This is a genomic window from Streptococcus sp. ALY_208, assembly GCF_058314295.1.
On sequence record NZ_JBZFUI010000001.1, the window covers coordinates 312207 to 332202 of the forward strand.

Below are 19996 nucleotides of genomic sequence, written 5' to 3' on the forward strand. Positions count from 1 at the left end.
AGTTTAGGAGGCTTATGATGAAAGGTTTATCAATTAATGGCCGATACTTGGTTTTGGTATCTTTAATGGTTGTTTTTGCTTTCTTCAGTGCTAGTGGGATAGTAGTGGCTGAAAGTGTTTCATCCCTACCTGATATTAGTCAGGAAGTGAGTCAGCCTGTATCAGATGATGGTCTTTCTAGTCAGATTATTACAGAGCAGACACCATCTGATCTGGATACCGTACCTATGCAAGAATCGGAGTCCCTTACTGATGAAAAGGTGGAAACAGCTGATTCGCTAGCTCAAGATGTGAAACCTGCTCCAGCTATCGAGCCAAAAATTCAGCCAGTTCCTAAGAGGATGGACGATCATAATTCTGCAGTGAGTACAGAGGAAACAGATCTTGTTGCTCACTCAGAGACTTCTGCAGGACGAAATGCGATTAGTGCAGAAGCCCAATCACAACCAAAAGCACAAGTAAATCAATCGACTTCTCAGGTAGAGTCGGTTAGAAGTCAGTCAAAAGAAGAAGTGGATAGTTCCTTACAAGAACAACCTGCGGGACTTCCAGAGACAGGTGACGACAACTCACGTGCGTTAGGACTATTAGTGTTGTCCACTTTATTAGCCCTAACGACAATTGTTGTTAAAGAGAAAAGATCAAAACATCATTGATGGTATGTCAATGATGTTTTATTTTACTCAGGATAGAACCATATAGTTTTTAAAGTCTTTACAGGAAGAGAAATCAACAGAATTGTCAGAATTTTGAAAAAACGCTTGAAAATTTATTGGAAAAGGTCTACAATGTTAAGCACATGAAAGAAAGAGGTTTTTAGTATGACTGTAGACTTAGATTGGGAAAACCTAGGATTTGCTTACCATAAATTGCCATTTCGCTACATTTCTTATTATAAAGATGGTAAATGGGATGATGGTAGATTGACTGAAGATGCGACTCTACATGTTTCAGAGAGTTCTCCGGCTCTGCACTATGGGCAACAAGCTTTTGAAGGACTAAAGGCTTATCGGACAAAAGATGGTTCGATTCAGCTTTTTCGTCCTGATGAAAATGCCAAACGCCTTCAACGCACAGCAGATCGGCTCTTGATGCCTCAGGTTTCAACTGACAAATTTGTTGATGCTGTTAAGCAAGTGGTTAAGGCCAATCAAGACTATGTTCCACCATATGGGACAGGTGCTACTCTTTATCTTCGTCCCCTTCTAATTGGTGTTGGTGATGTTATCGGGGTTCATCCAGCTGAAGAGTATATTTTCACAGTTTTTGCTATGCCGGTTGGTAACTATTTTAAGGGTGGTTTGGCGCCTACAAATTTCTTGATTCAAGATGACTATGACCGAGCAGCACCGCATGGTACTGGTGCTGCTAAGGTTGGAGGTAATTATGCAGCCAGTCTTTTACCAGGAAAGTTAGCTCATGATCGTAAGTTTTCAGATGTTATCTATCTGGATCCTGCAACTCATACTAAGATTGAAGAAGTGGGATCGGCTAACTTTTTTGGCATTACCAAGGATAATGAGTTTATCACCCCATTTAGCCCTTCTATTTTGCCTTCTATTACGAAGTATTCCTTGCTCTATCTCGCAAAAGAACGTTTCGGCATGACTGCTATAGAAGGAGATGTTCACATCGATGAGTTGGATAAATTTGTTGAGGCAGGTGCCTGCGGTACAGCGGCAGTCATTTCTCCCATTGGTGGTGTTCAGCATGGTGATGATTTCCATGTCTTCTACAGTGAGACAGAAGTTGGTCCTGTGACTCGCCAGCTCTATGAAGAGCTGACAGGCATTCAGTTTGGTGATAAAGAAGCACCAGAAGGTTGGATTTATAAAGTGGATTAAAGCACGAGAAAGGGCTTGCTCTTGCAAGCCTTTTTGTTTTTGTGTAAAATGAAGGAAATATTCATGAAATCGGAGAAAGAAATGGCAAAAAAAGATAAAAAAATAGAAATTCAGCTGATAGATGCAAAAGTAGAAGTATCTGGTAAGGAAATTGATGGCTATGCTATGGTTATTGGTAAGCGCTCAGTAGGCCAAATTGTTGAACTGGAAGATCAGTTTGCAACAGTGGAGCAAGGTGCTTTGGGAACGGTTTATCAGAGTATGGATCAAGCGGTAGAGAGCATCATCGAAAATTACAATTTAAATCATTAAAACGGTTGACAGTTTAGCTTTATTTATGTTAGACTAAAAACTAGTTGCTGGAGAGGTAGCGAAGTGGCTAAACGCGGCGGACTGTAAATCCGCTCCTTCGGGTTCGGGGGTTCGAATCCCTCCCTCTCCATTGGGCGTGCATATGCAGATAATTGAGTTTTACTTCAGCGTCCTTTTTGGGGTATAGCCAAGCGGTAAGGCAAGGGACTTTGACTCCCTCATGCGTTGGTTCGAATCCAGCTACCCCAGTCTGAGGTATTAGGTCATTGCCTAGGACCGTTTACTTATTACGGGTTTGCCTTAAGAAATATAGTGTTGCCAGGAGTGGGGAATCCCACTCCTGCTGGAGGATTTTTTAGAATGAATGAATTTGAAGATTTGCTAAACAGTGTTAGCGAAGTTAACCCTGGTGATGTTGTCACTGCTGAAGTTTTGACAGTTGATAATGGTCAAGCAAACGTAATCATAGAAGGTACTGGTATCGAGGGTGTTTTGACGCTTCGTGAGTTGACTAATGATCGTGAAGCAGACATCAATGACTTTGTTAAATCTGGTGATAAGATTGAAGTTCTTGTGCTTCGTCAAGTCGTTGGTAAAGATACTGATACGGTGACTTATCTTGTCTCTAAAAAACGCTTGGAAGCACGCAAAGCTTGGGATAAACTTGTTGGTCGTGAAGAAGAAGTTGTTACTGTTAAAGGCACTCGTGCTGTTAAGGGTGGACTTTCTGTCGAATTTGAAGGTCTTCGTGGCTTTATCCCTGCTTCAATGCTCGATACTCGTTTTGTACGTAATACAGAACAATTTGTAGGGCAAGATATTGAAGCTAAAATTAAGGAAGTTGATCCAGCTGAGAATCGTTTCATCCTTTCTCGTCGTGAAGTAGTAGAAGAACAAACTGCTGCTGCTCGCCAAGAAGTGTTCTCTAAACTTGAAGTTGGTTCTATTGTTACTGGTAAAGTAGCACGTTTGACAAGTTTTGGAGCTTTCGTTGATCTCGGTGGTGTTGATGGTCTTGTTCATGTGACTGAGCTATCTCATGAGCGCAATGTATCTCCAAAATCTGTAGTATCTGTTGGAGATGAAATTGATGTTAAAGTTTTGGCGATTGATGAAGAAGCTGGACGTGTATCTCTGTCATTGAAAGCTACAACGCCTGGTCCATGGGATGGTGTTGATCAGAAGTTGGCTGCCGGTGATGTTATCGACGGAACTGTTAAACGTTTGACAGACTTCGGAGCTTTTGTAGAAGTATTACCAGGTATTGATGGTTTGGTACATATTTCACAAATTTCACATAAGCGTGTTGAAAATCCAAAAGATGTGCTTTCAGTAGGTCAAGAAGTTCAAGTCAAAGTGCTTGAAGTGAATTCTGATGCAGAGCGAGTATCTCTATCAATCAAGGCTCTTCAAGAACGTCCGGCTCAAGAAGAAGGTGAATCTTCTGAAAGACGTCAATCACGTCCTCGTCGTCAAAAACGTGAAAAACGTGATTTCGAGTTACCAGAAACTCAAACTGGTTTCTCAATGGCTGACCTTTTTGGTGATATCGAGCTATAATAATAGGAGGCTTAGGCCTCTTTTTATTTTTCTCTAGATTCTTTTGTGATGGCATGGTATAATAATAGGCGTTTCCATCCTTAGTGTAATGGATATCACGTAAGATTCCGGTTCTTGAGATAGGGGTTCGATTCCCTTAGGATGGATATGTTTAAGTAGTTTATTACAAATTTTTATCATAGCCATTTAGGTTATCTGGTATTACAGTATTAATCTGGTTGATTTTAAATAGTATCAAGGAGTCTGAGCTTTTGTTTCAGACTTTTTAGTTCTTTTTACTTTTCTTTATGAACTTGAGATTCTAATGAGAAAGAGATAGAGGGGGTCAACTTTTGCTATTTTTAGGGCCTTTTGTTATAATTTAAGAATAGTTTTGCGGGGTCGTTACGGATTCGACAGGCACTATGTGATATATTTTGCAACTCGGGTGGCGCCGTTAACGCTCAGTTAAATATAACTGCAAAAAATACTAATTCTTACGCTATCGCTGCCTAAACAACAGCTAGTGTAATCTTCTATGGGATTGCTTGTGTCCCACTAGAAGGTTTTATTTAGCAGCAAGCTACGTTTGATCATTTCCTAGCTGATTAAAAAGAGACTTATAGGATCGCTAGATGAGGGCTTGAGTTATGTGCCGTCGTTTGGTTAAATCAATACATAACCTATGGTTGTAGATAAATATATTGGCAGGTGTTTGGACGTGGGTTCGACTCCCACCGGCTCCATATATTCTTGCATCTGATAAGGAGATTGAGAAATGAAGAAGTTTATGACTGGACTAGCTCTGGTGTGTGCCCTAGTGCTGTTGGGTGCTTGTCAGAAAAAGGCAGAAACCAAGTCTTCAGAGGCTGGTAATTTGTTAACCTCATCAACTAGTTCAACAGATTCTAAGGCACTAGCTGTGCGTCAAAATTTTGATGAGATTAAATTAGCTACTGCTAAGAAAAATTTTACTGATGGGACAAAATTAGCTAAGTTGAAAGAGTACTTTGGGGTACCTAGCAGTCACAAGACCGAAAAGCCTGAGTCAGGGAACATCACTCTTGATGTCTATCATTGGACAGTGGAAGGTGTGTCAGTTGAGGTCAAACTTTATAAAGATAGTGCCTTGGTTCGTTCTATTCAGGGATTTTCTTACAGTCGTAGCATGACGATCAACAAGGGCACTTTTGACAAGATTAAAAAGGGAGATAGCTATTCTGATATGGTGGCTCGCCTAGGCTCTCCGGACAGTCTATCAGAGGCTGTATCATCTGGTAAGACAGAGTTGCAGGCTGTTTGGTATAGTAATGTTAAGTCAGCTAGTAGCGATAATCAGGCTCAAATGGTTCTGATTTTCAAGAATGGTAAATTAACAGATAAGCAAGAAAGCAATATTGCTTCAAAATAATTGAAGTATTCCATTGTAATTATGAGTAATGCTAGAAGGCTGAGATGTTTCATCTCAGTCTTTTTGAATAGTTATTATAAGGCGTAAAATTGTGAGATTCGTAGTATAATGATAGGTAGATGACTGTATGATAGAAAGGATAAGTGATGTTTGTACCCCTAGATACAAAAACTGTATATAGTTTTATGGATAGTTTGGTCGATATTTCTACCTACATCAAAAAAGGGAAGGAACTTGGCTACAGCCATCTGGGTATTATGGATCGTCATAATCTGTATGCAGCCTATTCCTTTATCACTCAAGCTCAAAAAGCGGGGATCAAGCCTGTTCTTGGACTTGAGTTGGAGGTCTTGGTGGGCGATGAGCCTTTGCTAGTTCAGGCAATCGCCCTGGACACGGTTGGCTATAAACGTTTGCTTGTGTTATCAACTTTACAAATGTCTGGAGAGTTGAAACTTGAAGATTTGAACCGTGATCACCAAGGTCTTGCCTATATTTTGCCAGAGTCTACCAAGCTGATAGATCAGGACTTGGGATTTGATTTTTATATCGGTGTAACTGCTCGATCGACCCAGAAGGAGTTTGATCATCCTGTCCTTCCTATCCAAACGGTTAGATACTTTGAGGATAGTGATAGGGAAGCATTGCAGGTTTTACATGCGATTAGAGATAACCTCTCCCTAAAAGATGTTCCCTCGCCTGCTGCCCATCAGCGCTTATATGCTAGATCTGATATAGAAGCTGTCTTTAGAGAGAAGTATCCAGATAGTCTAGCTAATTTAGAAAAGTTACTCAGTCAAGTAAACTATCAGTTTGATCATAGTTTAAAACTCCCTCGTTTTAATCGGGAGAAAGAAGCACGCTTGGAATTGAGAGAAAGAGCAGAACAGGGCTTGCTTGAAAAAGAGTTAACCTCATCTATTTATCGGGAGCGACTAGAACATGAATTAAATATCATTCATCAAATGGGGTTTGATGACTATTTTTTAATCGTTTGGGACTTGTTGCGCTTTGGTCGTAGTCGTGACTATTATATGGGGATGGGACGTGGATCAGCAGCTGGTAGTTTGGTGGCCTATGCTTTAGACATTACAGGAATTGATCCTGTGGCAAATAATCTTCTTTTTGAACGTTTTTTAAATGTTGAACGCTATAGCATGCCTGATATTGACATTGATTTGCCAGATGTTTACCGTGCTGAATTTCTGCACTATGTCAGGGAACGTTACGGAAGTCGCCATTCGGCTCAGATTGTAACCTTTTCAACTTTTGGGGCTAAGCAAGCGATTCGTGATGTTTTTAAAAGATTTGGGGCGGCTGAATATGAGCTGACTACTATTACGCGAAAGATTGGCTTTAAGGATAATCTGCGTTTGGTTTATGATAATAATATGTCTTTTAGGCAGATTATTAATGCCAAGGCTGAGTATCAAAAGGCTTTTGCTATTGCCTTAAAAATAGAGGGGCAACCTAGGCAGACCTCTATTCATGCGGCAGGTGTTGTGATGAGCGATGATGATCTGACTAATCATATTCCTCTGAAACCTGGTGAAGATATGATGATTACCCAATATGATGCTCCTAGTGTTGAGGCAAACGGGATGCTTAAAATGGATTTTTTGGGACTCAGAAATCTGACCTTTGTGCAGCGAATGGCTGAAAAGCTCAAGGAGGAAGAGGATATTGATCTAGATATTAAATCTATTGATCTCAATGATCCCCAAACTTTAAACTTATTTGCACAAGGTCGCACAAAAGGGATTTTTCAGTTTGAGCAAGCAGGGGCAATTAATCTCCTTAAGCGCATTAAACCTAAGACGTTTGAGGATGTTGTAGCGACCACTAGTCTCAATCGCCCGGGTGCTAGTGACTATACGGAAAATTTTATCAAACGTCGCTTTGGTAAAGAACCAATAGACCTCATTGATCCTCTGATTGCTCCTATTTTGGAAGGTACCTATGGTATTATGCTCTATCAGGAGCAGGTTATGCAGATTGCGCAGATTTACGCTGGTTTTACCTTAGGTAAAGCTGATCTCTTGCGCCGAGCAATGTCCAAAAAAAATGCGACAGAGATGCAGGAAATGAAAGCTGATTTCATGTCGGGGGCTAAGGCATTGAAGCGTGATATGGTGATTGCTGAGGATCTATTTCAAAGAATGGCCAAATTTGCCGGTTATGGCTTTAATCGCAGTCACGCTTTTGCTTATTCTGCTTTAGCCTTCCAGTTAGCCTATTTTAAGGCCCATTATCCCTCAATTTTTTACGATGTCATGCTTAATTATTCAAGCAGTGATTATATTACGGATGCCTTGGATTCTGGCTTTCAGATAGGACGTTTGACTATCAATAATATTCCTTATACCGATAAGATTTCTCATGGGCAGATTTATATGGGGCTGAAAAACTTGAAGGGCTTCCCTAGAGACTTGGCTTACTGGATTATTGAGCAGCGTCCCTTTGCGTCGGTGGAAGATTTTTTCACCCAGTTACCTCGACAGTATCAAAAGTTGGAGCTCGTGATTCCTTTGGTCAAGATTGGTCTTTTTGATTCTTTTGATTCCAATCGTAAAAAAATAGAAGACAATATTGAAGCACTTTTCACCTTTGTCAATGAATTAGGCAGTCTCTTTGCAGAATCCTCCTATCATTGGGTAGAAGCCCAGGACTATACAGCCAGTCAAAAATATGACATGGAAGTAGAATTGCTTGGTGTAGGGATTAGCCCGCATCCTTTAGCTATCCTCTCTAAGGAGTTGCGTGGCTCCTATACACCTTTTGATGATCTAATAGAGCAAGAACAAGTTACAGTACTTGGTCAAATCGAGAGTGTACGTGTTATTAGAACCAAGTCAAAAGGAGAGCAGATGGCCTTTTTGAGCCTTAGTGATACTAAGCGTAGACTCGATGTTACTCTCTTTCCGGAAACGTATAAAGTCTGGCAAGCATCCTTAAAAGAAGGAGATATTGTTTATGTTAGTGGTCGCACGCAAGAGAGAAATGGGGCCTTGCAGCTAATAATGCAATCTTTAGAGACGGTTAGTCGTGAAAGATTTTGGATACAAGTAGATAATCATGATAAGGATCAGGAAATCGCAGCGATATTGAAGCGCTATCCAGGAAATATACCAGTAGTATTGCACTATCAAGATAGCAATCAAACACTGCAGAGTCATAAGATCCATGTTTCAAAATCTCAAGAACTTCAAAATGAGCTTCAGGCAGTGACGTTGAAAACGATTTATCACTAAAAACTTGTTAGAAATAGAAGCATTTTAATACTGAGTGTGCTATAATTAAAGGGTTAAAAAGAAAAAAGGAGTATCAGGTAGAATGAAACGTATTGCTGTTTTGACCAGTGGTGGAGATGCCCCTGGGATGAACGCTGCTGTTCGTGCAGTTGTTCGTAAAGCAATTGCTGAAGGCATGGAAGTCTTCGGTATTAATCGTGGTTATGCTGGTATGGTTGATGGGGATATCATTCCTTTTGATGCTAAAAGTGTAACTGACATTATTAATCGTGGTGGAACCTTTCTTCAGTCTGCTCGTTACCCTGAGTTTGCCACTCTTGAGGGCCAACTTAAAGGGATTGAGCAGCTAAAAAAACACGGCATTGAAGGTGTTGTCGTTGTTGGTGGTGATGGTTCTTATCACGGTGCTATGCGCTTGACTGAGCATGGCTTCCCTGCTGTTGGTCTTCCAGGTACGATAGATAATGATATCGTTGGTACTGATTACACTATTGGATTTGATACTGCTGTAACAACAGCCGTAGATGCCCTGGATAAACTTCGTGACACATCCTATAGTCATAACCGTACCTTTGTTGTTGAGGTGATGGGACGTAATGCTGGTGATATTGCTCTTTGGGCTGGTATTGCAGCTGGTGCTGATCAAATTATTGTTCCAGAGGAAGATTATGATATCAATGACGTTGTTGCCAAGGTAAAAGACGGTTATGAAAACAAGGGCAAGAAGCGCCATATCATTGTCTTGGCTGAAGGTGTTATGGGTGCCGATGAATTTGCTGCGAAGATGAAGGAAGCTGGTGATACTAGCGATCTTCGTGCGACAAATCTTGGTCATATTGTGCGTGGAGGAGCTCCGACAGCACGTGATCGTGTACTTGCTTCATGGATGGGTGCCCACGCTGTTGACTTACTTAAAGAAGGCCGAGGTGGTCTTGCTATTGGTATCCATAATGAAGCGTTGGTAGAGAGTCCAATCCTAGGAACAGCTGAGGAAGGTGCCCTATTTAGTCTAGCTGAAGATGGTAGCATTATCGTTAACACTCCGCATAAAGCTCGCCTTGACTTTGCTGATTTGGCACGTAGCTTAACTTACTAATTATTATTTTAAAAAAAACTAGTTAAATCTGTCCCAATAGGGATTTAAAATAGAGGGAGTTCATATTATCATGAATAAACGCGTAAAAATTGTTGCAACACTCGGTCCTGCGGTAGAAATCCGTGGCGGTAAGAAATTTGGTGATGATGGCTATTGGGGTGAAAGCCTCGATCATGAAGCATCAGCACAAAATATTGCTAACCTAATCAGTGAAGGTGCTAATGTCTTTCGTTTTAACTTCTCACATGGTGATCATGCAGAGCAAGGTGAACGTATGGAAGTTGTGCGTAAAGCTGAGGAAATTGCTGGTCAAAAAGTTGGTTTCTTGCTTGATACAAAAGGACCTGAAATTCGTACTGAGTTGTTTGCAGATGATGCGAAGGAATACTCTTACAAAACTGGTGACAAACTTCGTGTTGCTACAAAACAAGGAATCCAATCTACTAAAGATGTTATTGCATTGAATGTTGCTGGTGCCCTTGATATTTACGATGATGTTGAAATTGGTAAACAAATTCTTGTAGATGATGGTAAGCTTGGTCTTCGTGTTGTTGGGAAAGACGATGCTACTCGTGAATTCGAAGTTGAAGTTGAAAACGATGGTATCATTGCTAAACAAAAGGGTGTTAATATCCCTAATACTAAAATTCCATTCCCAGCTTTGGCAGAACGTGATAATGCAGATATCCGCTTTGGTTTGGAACAAGGACTTAACTTCATCGCAATTTCATTCGTACGTACAGCTAAAGATGTGAACGAAGTGCGTGCTATCTGTGAAGAAACAGGTAATGGTCATGTTAAATTGTTGGCTAAGATTGAAAACCAACAAGGGATTGAAAACATCGATGAAATTATCGAAGCTGCTGATGGTATCATGATTGCGCGTGGTGACATGGGTATTGAGGTACCATTTGAAATGGTTCCAGTCTACCAAAAAATGATCATCACCAAGGTTAATGCTGCTGGTAAAATTGTTGTTACAGCGACAAATATGTTGGAAACAATGACTGATAAGCCACGTGCAACTCGTTCTGAAGTTTCTGATGTCTTCAACGCTGTTATCGATGGTACAGATGCTACTATGCTTTCTGGTGAGTCTGCCAATGGTAAATATCCTCGTGAATCCGTTCGTACAATGGCTACGATTGATAAAAATGCTCAAACTCTTTTGAAAGAGTACGGTCGTTTGGATTCTTCAAAATTTGAACGTTCTACTAAGACAGATGTAGTGGCTTCTGCTGTTAAAGATGCCACTAACTCTATGAATATCAAGTTGGTTGTGACCATTACAGAATCTGGAAACACTGCTCGTTTGATTTCTAAATATCGTCCGGAAGCTGATATCTTAGCTGTTACTTTCGATGAAAAAATCCAAAAATCATTGATGCTTAACTGGGGTGTTATTCCAATTATTGCTGATAAACCTGCATCAACTGATGACATGTTTGAAGTTGCTGAACGTGAAGCTGTTAAGTCTGGTCTTGTACAATCAGGTGACGATATTGTGATTGTTGCTGGTGTACCTGTAGGTTCAGGCGGTACAAACACTATGCGTGTTCGCACAATCAAATAAGATAGAAAGAGTCCGAAAGGGCTTTTTTATTATTTGCTATTGAATCATTTAATTAGAACATCGCTAGAGAATGTTGACTGAGGATTAGCCACCTTTTAAAATTGTTGTCATCATGTTATAATGGTGAGGATTGAAAGGAGCACTAATGGTAAGACGTGATCTCATAAGAAATATTTTGCTCGCTTTGATTGTTATTTTAATAGTCATATTGTTTCGTATTTTCTTCTTTTCAACCTTCAAGGTAACGGATGATAGTAGCAATCATTATCTAGCATCCGGTGATATTGTCACTATTGCTAAGCAACGTTCCCCCTTGGTAAGAGATTTTGTCGTCTATGAGGTAGATGGTAAGGAGTATATGGGCCGGATCATTGCTAAGGAAGGGCAAGAAGTCACATCAATGGATGATGTTCTTTATGTTGATCACAAGGTCAACAAAGAACCCTATCTAAAAAAAGATAAGAATCGTTTTTTAAAAACAGCCCAAGCTGATCATTTTTATACAGAAGATTTTTCAATTAATAGCTTAAATGGAAATGATAAGACTAATACGATTTCTAAAGATAGTTATCTGATTTTAAATGATAATCGGCAAAATAAGCAGGACAGCCGTTCATTTGGTCTGATTAAGAAGAGTCAGATTAAGGGAGTAGCCTCTACTCGTATTTGGCCTTTGGATAAATTTGGATTTATCTCAGTAGAGTAAAGCAGCCTGGCACGGCTGTTTTTCTTTTTGGTAATTGAACTATACCAATTTTTGAAGTTGACAAATAAATAGGCTTTATTTATAATGTATTCATAGTTTATAAATAAAAAAAGACTATACCAATTAAGGATAAAATTAAAAAGGAGAGGCAGTTTAATTCTGCCGATTAATTGTATGTGTGGAATTGTTGGTGTCGTAGGTAATGCTAATGCGACAGATATTTTGATTCAAGGATTGGAAAAATTAGAATACCGTGGTTATGATTCTGCTGGTATTTATGTTACCGATGGGCAGTCTAATCATCTGATTAAAGCAGTTGGGCGAATTGCTCAATTGGAAGAAAAGGTAGGAGATACCAAGGGAACAGCAGGAATTGGTCATACACGCTGGGCAACTCATGGACCAGCTAGCGAAGTTAATGCCCATCCACATCAATCCCAAACATCACGTTTTACCCTGGTGCATAATGGTGTGATTGAAAACTATTTGACTATCAAGGAAACTTATTTGACTGGTCATGATTTTAAAGGGCAAACTGATACTGAAATTGCTGTTCATTTGATTGGTAAGTTTGTTGAAGAAGATGAGCTACCTGTTCTTGAAGCTTTTAAGAAAGCCTTGTCTATTATTGAAGGATCTTATGCATTTGCGCTTATGGATTCAGAGGATTCAGAGACTATTTATGTTGCTAAAAACAAATCTCCTCTTTTGATTGGTCTGGGAGATGGTTATAATATGGTCTGTTCCGATGCTATGGCTATGATCCGTGAAACAAACCAATTTATGGAAATTCATGATAAAGAATTGGTTATTGTAAAAGCATCCGGTGTAGAGGTTCAGGATTATAATGGTAAGGTTCAGGAACGCTCTAGCTATACAGCAGAGTTGGATCTTTCCGATATTGGTAAAGGAACTTATCCATTTTATATGCTCAAGGAGATTGACGAACAGCCTACTGTTATGCGCAAGTTAATCAACACTTATGCTGACGCGGCTGGTAAGATGACAGTCGATAAGGATATTATTACCTCAGTTCAAGAAGCTGATCGTCTTTATATCTTGGCGGCTGGTACTTCTTACAATGCTGGTTTTGCAGCTAAGTCTATGCTGGAGCAATTGACTGATACACCTGTTGAGCTCGGAGTTGCTTCAGAATGGGGTTACAATATGCCACTTTTGAGCAAAAAGCCTATGTTTATTTTGCTCAGCCAGTCTGGTGAAACAGCAGATAGTCGTCAAGTATTGGTTAAGGCTAATGAGATGGGAATTCCAAGCTTAACAGTGACCAATGTTCCGGGATCCACTCTATCACGTGAAGCTAGCTATACTATGCTTCTGCATGCTGGACCTGAAATTGCGGTTGCTTCTACTAAGGCTTACACAGCTCAGATAGCAGCACTTGCCTTTTTGGCTAAGGCTGTTGGTGAGGCTAATGGTAAGCAAGAAGCTATTGATTTTGATCTTGTGCATGAATTATCTATTGTGGCACAGTCTATTGAGTCAACACTTTCTGAAAAAGATCTTATTGCCGATAAGGTCTCTGCCCTTCTTCCAGATAGTCGTAATGCTTTCTATATTGGACGTGGTAACGATTATTATGTGGCGATGGAAGCTTCGCTGAAGTTAAAGGAAATTTCCTATATTCAATGTGAAGGTTTTGCGGCAGGTGAATTAAAGCATGGAACCATTTCATTGATTGAAGAAGGCGTACCTGTATTAGCCTTGATTTCTTCGAGTGAGAAGGTTGCGGCTCATACTCGTGGTAATATTCAAGAGGTTGCAGCACGTGGGGCTAATGTCCTTACGATTGTAGAGGAAGGACTAGCTCAAGATGGTGATGATATTGTTGTCAATAAGGTTCATCCTTATCTAGCAAGTATTTCCATGGTTATTCCTACACAATTAATTGCTTATTATGCTTCTTTACAGCGTGGTTTGGATGTTGATAAGCCACGTAATCTTGCTAAGGCGGTTACAGTTGAATAATAGTATCAACGATCTCAATCTGATGTTGAGATCGTTTTCTAATAAAAAATGAGATCCAGCTGCGCTAGGATCTCGTTTTTCTTAACTATTAGTACCCATATCTAATATAAGAGAGTTTTCTAATTGTGGTTAGATATTCTTCTGCTTGATTAGTCAATAGGATGTGATTTTCTCTTAGAACTTTAGAGACTGCGATATTGAAGCCAGTTAAAATAGCAGGAATTGGCATTTGTCTTTCTTCTAGTTTTCTTTGATAAGTTTTTAGTACTTCTTGTAAGGCCTGACTGTCCTCTATTTTTCTTACTTCCTTAATCAGGTTTTTGAGGGTGGATAGAGCAAGATCTTGTCTTTCCTCGCTGCCTGCAAACCATTTTAGTGGAGCCATATGATTTCCTTCTTTCTAAGCAACTGCATTACTAGGATTTTAACTCTTATAGGATATGGATAGGTTTAATCTCTGATTTAGTATAATCTATTTTGATCTATTTGTGGGCGTCATGTCATGAACGGTAGTGATTTTGTCATGAATGGTTAGGATATTGAAGAAGAGAGGCTATGACAAATTTTTTTTGCCAAAATTTGAGTGTTATGGCAAAAAATTTTCTCCTATAATAGACTCATAGAAAAAGGAGGATTTATCTATGAATGAAGGTAATTCTTTGAAGCTCAGAATCCAAAAGTTGGGGACTGCGCTTTCTAATATGGTTATGCCAAACATTCCAGCCTTAATTGCTTGGGGTGTTTTGACGGCCTTGTTTATTCCGGATGGTTATTTGCCAAATCCACAACTCAACCTAATCGTTAATCCTATGTTGGTGTATTTGATTCCAACTTTGATTGGATTTACAGGTGGTAAGAATATTTATGAGCACCGCGGAGGTGTTGTTGGTGCTATTGCCACTTTTGGTGCTATCACTGGTACCCAAGGTAGCTTGATGGTCAATAGTCTGATCAGTGGACTGGATCCGGCGACTATGTCTGCCAGTGAATTTGTCACTAAATATTCAGATATTGTGGCTAATGGTAAACCCAATGTTACTATGATTGTCGGTGCTATGATCATGGGACCTCTAGGGGCTTGGTGTATCAAGAAGTTTGATGAAGTTGTTCAGCCTAAGGTCAAAACTGGCTTTGAAATGTTGGTGAATAATTTCTCTGCTGGTCTTATCGGCTTTGGTCTGATGTTGGTTGCCTATTTTGGTGTCGGTCCCATTGTTGCGACTTTGACAGAATGGGTTGGTCAAGGAGTTGAGGCTATTGTAAAAGTTCATTTGTTGCCATTGGCTAATGTGATCATTGAACCTGCCAAAATTCTCTTCCTTAATAATGCTCTTAATCATGGTATTTTTACGCCACTTGGTACTGAGCAAGTGGCAGAAGCGGGTAAATCGGTCTTCTTCTTGCTTGAAGCCAATCCTGGTCCTGGTTTGGGAATTCTTATTGCTTATGCTTTATTTGGTAAGGGTTCTGCTAAATCTTCATCATGGGGAGCAATGATTATCCACTTCTTTGGTGGTATTCATGAAATTTACTTCCCTTATGTCATGATGAAACCAGCTATGTTCTTAGCTGTCATTGCCGGTGGTGTGTCAGGGACATTTACCTTCCAGCTTCTGGATGCCGGGCTTAAGTCGCCTGCATCTCCTGGCTCTGTCATTGCTATTATGCTAATGTCTCCTAAGGGGATCGGTGCGCATTTGGCAGTTTTAGGTGGTATTTTGGTTGCGACAGTCGTTTCTTTCCTTATCGGAGCAATTATTTTGAAGGCTGATAAGTCTGACGTTTCATTGGAAGAAGCTCAAGCAGCGACTCAGGCGGCTAAGGCAGAATCAAAAGGGCAGTCTGAAGAAGTTGCACTGCCTGATTCAAATGCTATTACGAGTGATAATATTAAGCAAATTATCTTTGCCTGTGATGCGGGTATGGGTAGCTCAGCTATGGGTGCCTCTATCTTGCGTGATAAGGTGAAGAAATCAGGTCTGGATATTCCAGTGACTAATATGGCTATATCTAACTTGACTGATAAAGATCATACCTTGATTGTCACTCAAGAAGAGTTGGCTGCTCGTGCAGCAGAGCGAACACCAAGTGCAGCCCATGTAATGGTTGATAATTTCTTAGCAACACCTAGATATGATGAAATTGTCAGTCTCTTGGCTGGTGAGGCTCAAGGAGGTGCAACAACTGTTACTCAAACTAATGAAGCCGATCGTGATGGCGTTGATTTAAACTATATTGACGAAGCTGTGTTTGCTTATGGACTTGCAGAAGGGTCAGCGACTATGGGACAAGCGACTTTAGAGGTGATCTTTAAGGCAAATGGAATCGGTATTCCAATTTCCAAGGTAGCTAATGCTCAGTTGGGTAACTTCAATGCTAAAAATATCCTGATTATTACCTCTATTGCCAATCAATCAGATGCTCAAAAATTTGCGCCAGATGCTCAGTTCTTAGTTGTTGATAGTTTGGTGACTACACCAGAGTATGACAAGATGGTTGATCGGATGCATAAATAAGGCTATAGCATCTTGTTAGCTAAAGTAGTGTATAATGAGGCCATGATATTTAATAAACGTGAAGAAAAATTGATTAAAGCTTTCCTGGAGGTTGGAAAGCTTTCGGTTGATGACAGTCAAAAGATTTTAGGTGTCTCACAAAGAACAGCCTATCGAGTGTTGTCTGAGCTAACGAATAGCTTAAAACAGTTGAATATAGATCTGATAAAAGATCATAAGAAGTATGTTCTAGCTGGTGATCTATCAAAATTAAGTGGACTTTATACTCTGGAGAATTACAGCCGCAGTGAACGTCTGAGTCTGATTACACGTGACTTATTATTGAGTGATTCTGCCTTAACCAATGCGTATTTCCAAGAGCGTTTTGGTGTTAGCAATGTCACGATTATTCAAGATATTAATGCTATTGAGGAGCGTTTGCAGTCCTTTGATGTTAGCCTTGAGCGAAAACAGGGTTATCTGTTGATCCTAGATTCTGAGAAAAGGCGTTATTTACTAGCTGTTTTATTGACTCATGACCTAACTACTGATGATTTTTATCAAGGCAGGCTAGAAAGTCTACCTGATTCTCTTACTGAGCCGATTAAGCTTGCTCAGAAGGCTTTTAAGGAAAATCAGGGACTTATTCCGGATATGGATCCAAAATTGCTTCAATTTTTTGTGATTCTCTTAGGCCTTTCTAATCAATTTGGTCAGGTTTCTACAGTGCACCATATCAGTAAGCGGGCTGTGGAGTTGTCACAACATCTCTTTTACAGTTTGGCTAGACTTTCAGGTGATGTTTACAAAAGCGATGAGATTCTGTACTGGGCCAGTCAATTAGACAGTCTTTATATCAAGCGGCAAGACAATCCTTTGTATGTAGAAAATTTTGACAGTCCTTATTTTTACAGTGTGACGAATCTTATTGATAAATTATCATCTTTTACAAAGATTAATTTTGTCAAAGATAAGACCTTGTTTAAATTTTTGTTCCATCATCTTCGTTTAAGCTTGGCGGTGCCTAATCTTTTTCCTGATCAATCGGTGTCCTCAATAGCTCATGTCGTTGCCTTTCAAAATGACTTTTTGCATCGCCTTATTAGGCAGGTTGTTAAAGATTTGTTTCCAGCTTACATTCAAACGGAAGCAGAATTTGAGCTGATCACCTTGCACTTTGCATCCAGCTTAAGGCGAAGTCCTGATATTTATCCTATCCAGGTGCTTATGCTGACGGATCAACGTCCCTTAGCAACGGAGCTACTTCTTACCAGAATTAAATCTATTGCTCCCTTTATCCAATCCATCCAAGTTAAGCGTACACAAGATTTTCTTGTCGAAGATTTAGATCAGTATGATTATGTCCTATCAACTAGTCCAACTGATCAAAAGGGGATTGATGTGATTGCTAGCTTTCCTAATAATGCTGAACTCTTACGTCTTCAGGAAAGACTGCAGAGGGTCCAACTGGAGCGTGATGAGCGCCGTGAGCAGAGTTTTGAGCTGGCTGGTCAGACAGTGCTCAAGGATTATTTGGGGGCGAGTCGTCAGATTTTAGAACAATTTTATCTAGAGCAGATCGATAACAGCGAGACATTTGAAAAGACTGTTTCAGAAATTGTGCCACTGCTTAAAGGGATCAATGATTCTTCTTATCTGATAAATAAGCTATTGAAGCGCTTTGAGATTAGCCCATTTGCTATTCCAGAGACAGGATTAGCCCTACTTCATACGCAATCTCATACTGTTGATGTCAGTCAGTTTGTGGTCTATGAATTGGCTACTCCAATAGAAGTAGTCTCCATGGATAATAGCCGGGAGAAGGTGAGTCGGATTTTAGTCATGTTGACCAAGTTAGATAGTTCTAAGGAAATTAAAGCTCTAATGTCAGCTATAGGTCAGTCTATTATTGAGAATCACCTCTATACGGAAATTTACAAAACGGGTAATCAGGAAATCATCTATCAATTATTAAATAAAATTTTCACAGAAACCATTAAAGAGTTGGAGAGTTAATCTATGGAATTTGAAAAACAGTTAATCAAATTGAGTCAAGCGTTCGACACTAAGGAAGAGGCCATTCGTTATTGCGGCCGTCTGCTGGCAGATGGTGGTTATGTTGATGAAGATTATATCGAAGCTATGATCCAACGTAATCAAGAGCTATCTGTCTACATGGGAAATTTCATCGCTATTCCCCACGGTACCGACGATGCTAAAAAGTCAGTAGTAAAGACAGGCATCAGTGTTGTCCAAGTCCCTAAGGGCGTTAATTTTGGAACAGAAGAAGACCCCCAAATTGCAACAGTTCTCTTTGGAATCGCTGGTATCGGTGATGAACACTTAGAGTTGATTCAGAAAATTTCGATTTTCTGTGCAGATGTCGATAATGTTGTCAAACTGGCAGATGCTCAGTCAGAAGAAACTATTATTCGTTTGTTAAATGGCGTTGAGTAAGAAAAGAGGTTTATGATGAAAAAAGCAGTACACTTTGGTGCCGGAAATATCGGTCGGGGCTTTATTGGTGAGATTTTATTTGAAAATGGTTTTGACATTACATTTGTTGACGTTAACGAAGCTATTATCAATGCACTCAATGAGCGCCACAGTTACGAGATTGAAATTGCGGAAGATGGCCAGCGTCATATCGCTGTGTCAGGTGTCAGTGGTATCAATAATGCTCAAGATCCAGAGGCTGTCGTGGCAGCTATTGCGCAAGCAGATATGATCACGACAGCTATTGGTCCTAATATCCTGCCGCTTATCGCTGAATTGGTCGCCAAGGGGATCGAAGCCCGCCAAGCTGCTGGTAATCAGCAGGCTATTGATGTTTTGGCCTGTGAAAATATGATTGGTGGGTCAGAATTCCTCTGGTCCGAAGTGCAGAAGTACTTATCTGAAGCTGGTCTGACCTATGCTAAGGAATATGTCGGTTTTCCAAATGCGGCTGTTGATCGTATTGTTCCGGCACAAAGCCATGAAGATCCTCTTTTTGTGGTGGTTGAACCCTTCAAAGAATGGGTTGTTGAAACAGGTCGTATGAAAAATAAGGCGTTAAAACTGGAGGGCGTGCATTATGAAGAAGAATTAACACCTTTCATTGAACGCAAGCTCTTCTCAGTCAACTCCGGTCATGCAACATCTGCCTATACTGGTGCTTTCTATAGCGCTCAGACCATCCTTGAAGCGCTTAAAAACGAAAGGGTTAAAGCCAATGTTGAAGCAGTTCTAGCAGAGATCCGCAGTCTCTTGATGGCTAAATGGCGCTTTGATGAAACAGCCTTAGTTGATTATCATAAGGTCATCATCTCTCGCTTTGAAAATCCTTATATTGTCGACGACGTGACCCGTGTTGCCCGGACGCCAATTCGTAAACTGGGTTTTGATGAGCGCTTTATCCGCCCTATCCGTGAATTAAAAGAGCGGGGGCTTTCCTATGACAATCTTTTAAAAACCGTCGCCTTTGTCTTCAAATATCATGATGCTGAAGACCCGCAATCTCTTGAGCTGCAAGAACTCTTGACTGACAAGTCTCTACCAGAAGTCATCGCTCAAGTCACAGGCCTTAAGGATCAGGAGCTCATTAAAGAGATTGAAGATGCAGTTACTGCAATTTAAAAAATTAGCAGCCATGTCAAAAGCAAGCTAAAATGTTAGCTTGCTTTTTTTATGAGCCTTTTATGCTCTGAAAAGTAATTTTTAAGCAAAATATTAAATTTTCAGAAATTAATATAAAGTTAAAGAAGAAATGCTAGAATAAGTTATGTTGTCTCATCAGTAAAG

15 protein-coding genes, 3 tRNA genes and 1 other RNA gene are annotated in these 19996 nt (G+C 40.1%); 18 read left to right on the forward strand and 1 reads right to left on the reverse strand.

Annotated elements, in window-relative coordinates; translation table 11 throughout:
* Positions 1 to 14: 14 nt before the first annotated feature.
* The 14 genes from AC4HAI_RS01515 (at position 15) to glmS (ending at position 13718) form a co-directional block, all read left to right on the forward strand.
* Positions 15 to 656, forward strand: coding sequence for an LPXTG cell wall anchor domain-containing protein (locus tag AC4HAI_RS01515; protein ID WP_491110150.1), 642 nt, complete (start codon positions 15 to 17; stop codon positions 654 to 656).
* A 165-nt stretch (positions 657 to 821) separates the two neighbouring features.
* Positions 822 to 1844, forward strand: coding sequence for a branched-chain amino acid aminotransferase (locus AC4HAI_RS01520; RefSeq protein ID WP_491110151.1), 1023 nt, complete (start codon positions 822 to 824; stop codon positions 1842 to 1844).
* 81 nt (positions 1845 to 1925) lie between these two features.
* The gene (locus tag AC4HAI_RS01525; RefSeq protein WP_491078315.1) at positions 1926 to 2156 is read left to right on the forward strand and encodes a DUF2969 domain-containing protein; all 231 of its coding nucleotides are present in this window, start codon (positions 1926 to 1928) and stop codon (positions 2154 to 2156) included.
* A 49-nt stretch (positions 2157 to 2205) separates the two neighbouring features.
* Positions 2206 to 2286: transfer RNA gene (locus tag AC4HAI_RS01530), tRNA-Tyr, on the forward strand.
* A 47-nt stretch (positions 2287 to 2333) separates the two neighbouring features.
* Positions 2334 to 2405 (forward strand) — tRNA-Gln (locus tag AC4HAI_RS01535).
* Between the two features lie 111 nt (positions 2406 to 2516).
* A complete protein-coding gene (rpsA, locus tag AC4HAI_RS01540) occupies positions 2517 to 3716 on the forward strand; it encodes a 30S ribosomal protein S1 (protein WP_491078316.1) in 1200 nt (399 codons plus the stop codon).
* Between the two features lie 74 nt (positions 3717 to 3790).
* A tRNA-Arg gene (locus tag AC4HAI_RS01545) sits at positions 3791 to 3862 on the forward strand.
* 231 nt (positions 3863 to 4093) lie between these two features.
* Positions 4094 to 4444, forward strand: a transfer-messenger RNA (tmRNA) gene (gene ssrA, locus AC4HAI_RS01550).
* Between the two features lie 29 nt (positions 4445 to 4473).
* Positions 4474 to 5106, forward strand: a complete 633-nt coding sequence (locus tag AC4HAI_RS01555; RefSeq protein ID WP_491110153.1) for a DUF3862 domain-containing protein — start codon at positions 4474 to 4476, stop codon at positions 5104 to 5106.
* Positions 5107 to 5252: 146 nt separating this feature from the next.
* Entirely contained in the window at positions 5253 to 8357 is a 3105-nt protein-coding gene (locus tag AC4HAI_RS01560; protein ID WP_491110154.1) for a DNA polymerase III subunit alpha, read from the forward strand.
* Between the two features lie 82 nt (positions 8358 to 8439).
* Positions 8440 to 9453: a 6-phosphofructokinase gene (pfkA, locus tag AC4HAI_RS01565; protein ID WP_491110155.1), complete on the forward strand. Its 1014-nt coding sequence runs from the start codon at positions 8440 to 8442 to the stop codon at positions 9451 to 9453.
* 70 nt (positions 9454 to 9523) lie between these two features.
* Positions 9524 to 11026 carry a pyruvate kinase gene (gene pyk / locus AC4HAI_RS01570; protein WP_491078320.1) on the forward strand — a complete coding sequence of 501 codons (1503 nt, stop codon included), beginning with the start codon at positions 9524 to 9526 and terminating at the stop codon, positions 11024 to 11026.
* Between the two features lie 145 nt (positions 11027 to 11171).
* On the forward strand, positions 11172 to 11732 hold the full coding sequence (gene lepB / locus AC4HAI_RS01575; RefSeq protein WP_491078321.1) for a signal peptidase I: 561 nt from the start codon (positions 11172 to 11174) through the stop codon (positions 11730 to 11732).
* Positions 11733 to 11906: 174 nt separating this feature from the next.
* The gene (glmS, locus tag AC4HAI_RS01580) at positions 11907 to 13718 is read left to right on the forward strand and encodes a glutamine--fructose-6-phosphate transaminase (isomerizing) (RefSeq protein ID WP_491110157.1); all 1812 of its coding nucleotides are present in this window, start codon (positions 11907 to 11909) and stop codon (positions 13716 to 13718) included.
* An 88-nt stretch (positions 13719 to 13806) separates the two neighbouring features.
* Here the strand turns inward: glmS and AC4HAI_RS01585 are convergent, their stop codons facing one another.
* Positions 13807 to 14103, reverse strand: coding sequence for a bacteriocin immunity family protein (locus tag AC4HAI_RS01585; RefSeq protein WP_491110159.1), 297 nt, complete (start codon positions 14101 to 14103; stop codon positions 13807 to 13809).
* A 256-nt stretch (positions 14104 to 14359) separates the two neighbouring features.
* Between AC4HAI_RS01585 and AC4HAI_RS01590 the strand changes: the two genes are divergently transcribed.
* From AC4HAI_RS01590 to AC4HAI_RS01605, 4 genes are read left to right on the forward strand one after another with little or no spacing between them, the layout of a single operon-like run.
* Positions 14360 to 16234 (forward strand): PTS mannitol transporter subunit IIBC, encoded by a 1875-nt coding sequence (locus AC4HAI_RS01590; RefSeq protein ID WP_491110161.1) that lies wholly within the window; start codon positions 14360 to 14362, stop codon positions 16232 to 16234.
* Between the two features lie 42 nt (positions 16235 to 16276).
* Entirely contained in the window at positions 16277 to 18229 is a 1953-nt protein-coding gene (locus tag AC4HAI_RS01595; protein ID WP_491110162.1) for a BglG family transcription antiterminator, read from the forward strand.
* 3 nt (positions 18230 to 18232) lie between these two features.
* Positions 18233 to 18670, forward strand: coding sequence for a PTS mannitol transporter subunit IIA (locus AC4HAI_RS01600; protein ID WP_491078326.1), 438 nt, complete (start codon positions 18233 to 18235; stop codon positions 18668 to 18670).
* Between the two features lie 15 nt (positions 18671 to 18685).
* Positions 18686 to 19831: a mannitol-1-phosphate 5-dehydrogenase gene (locus AC4HAI_RS01605; protein WP_491078327.1), complete on the forward strand. Its 1146-nt coding sequence runs from the start codon at positions 18686 to 18688 to the stop codon at positions 19829 to 19831.
* Positions 19832 to 19996 lie beyond the last annotated feature (165 nt).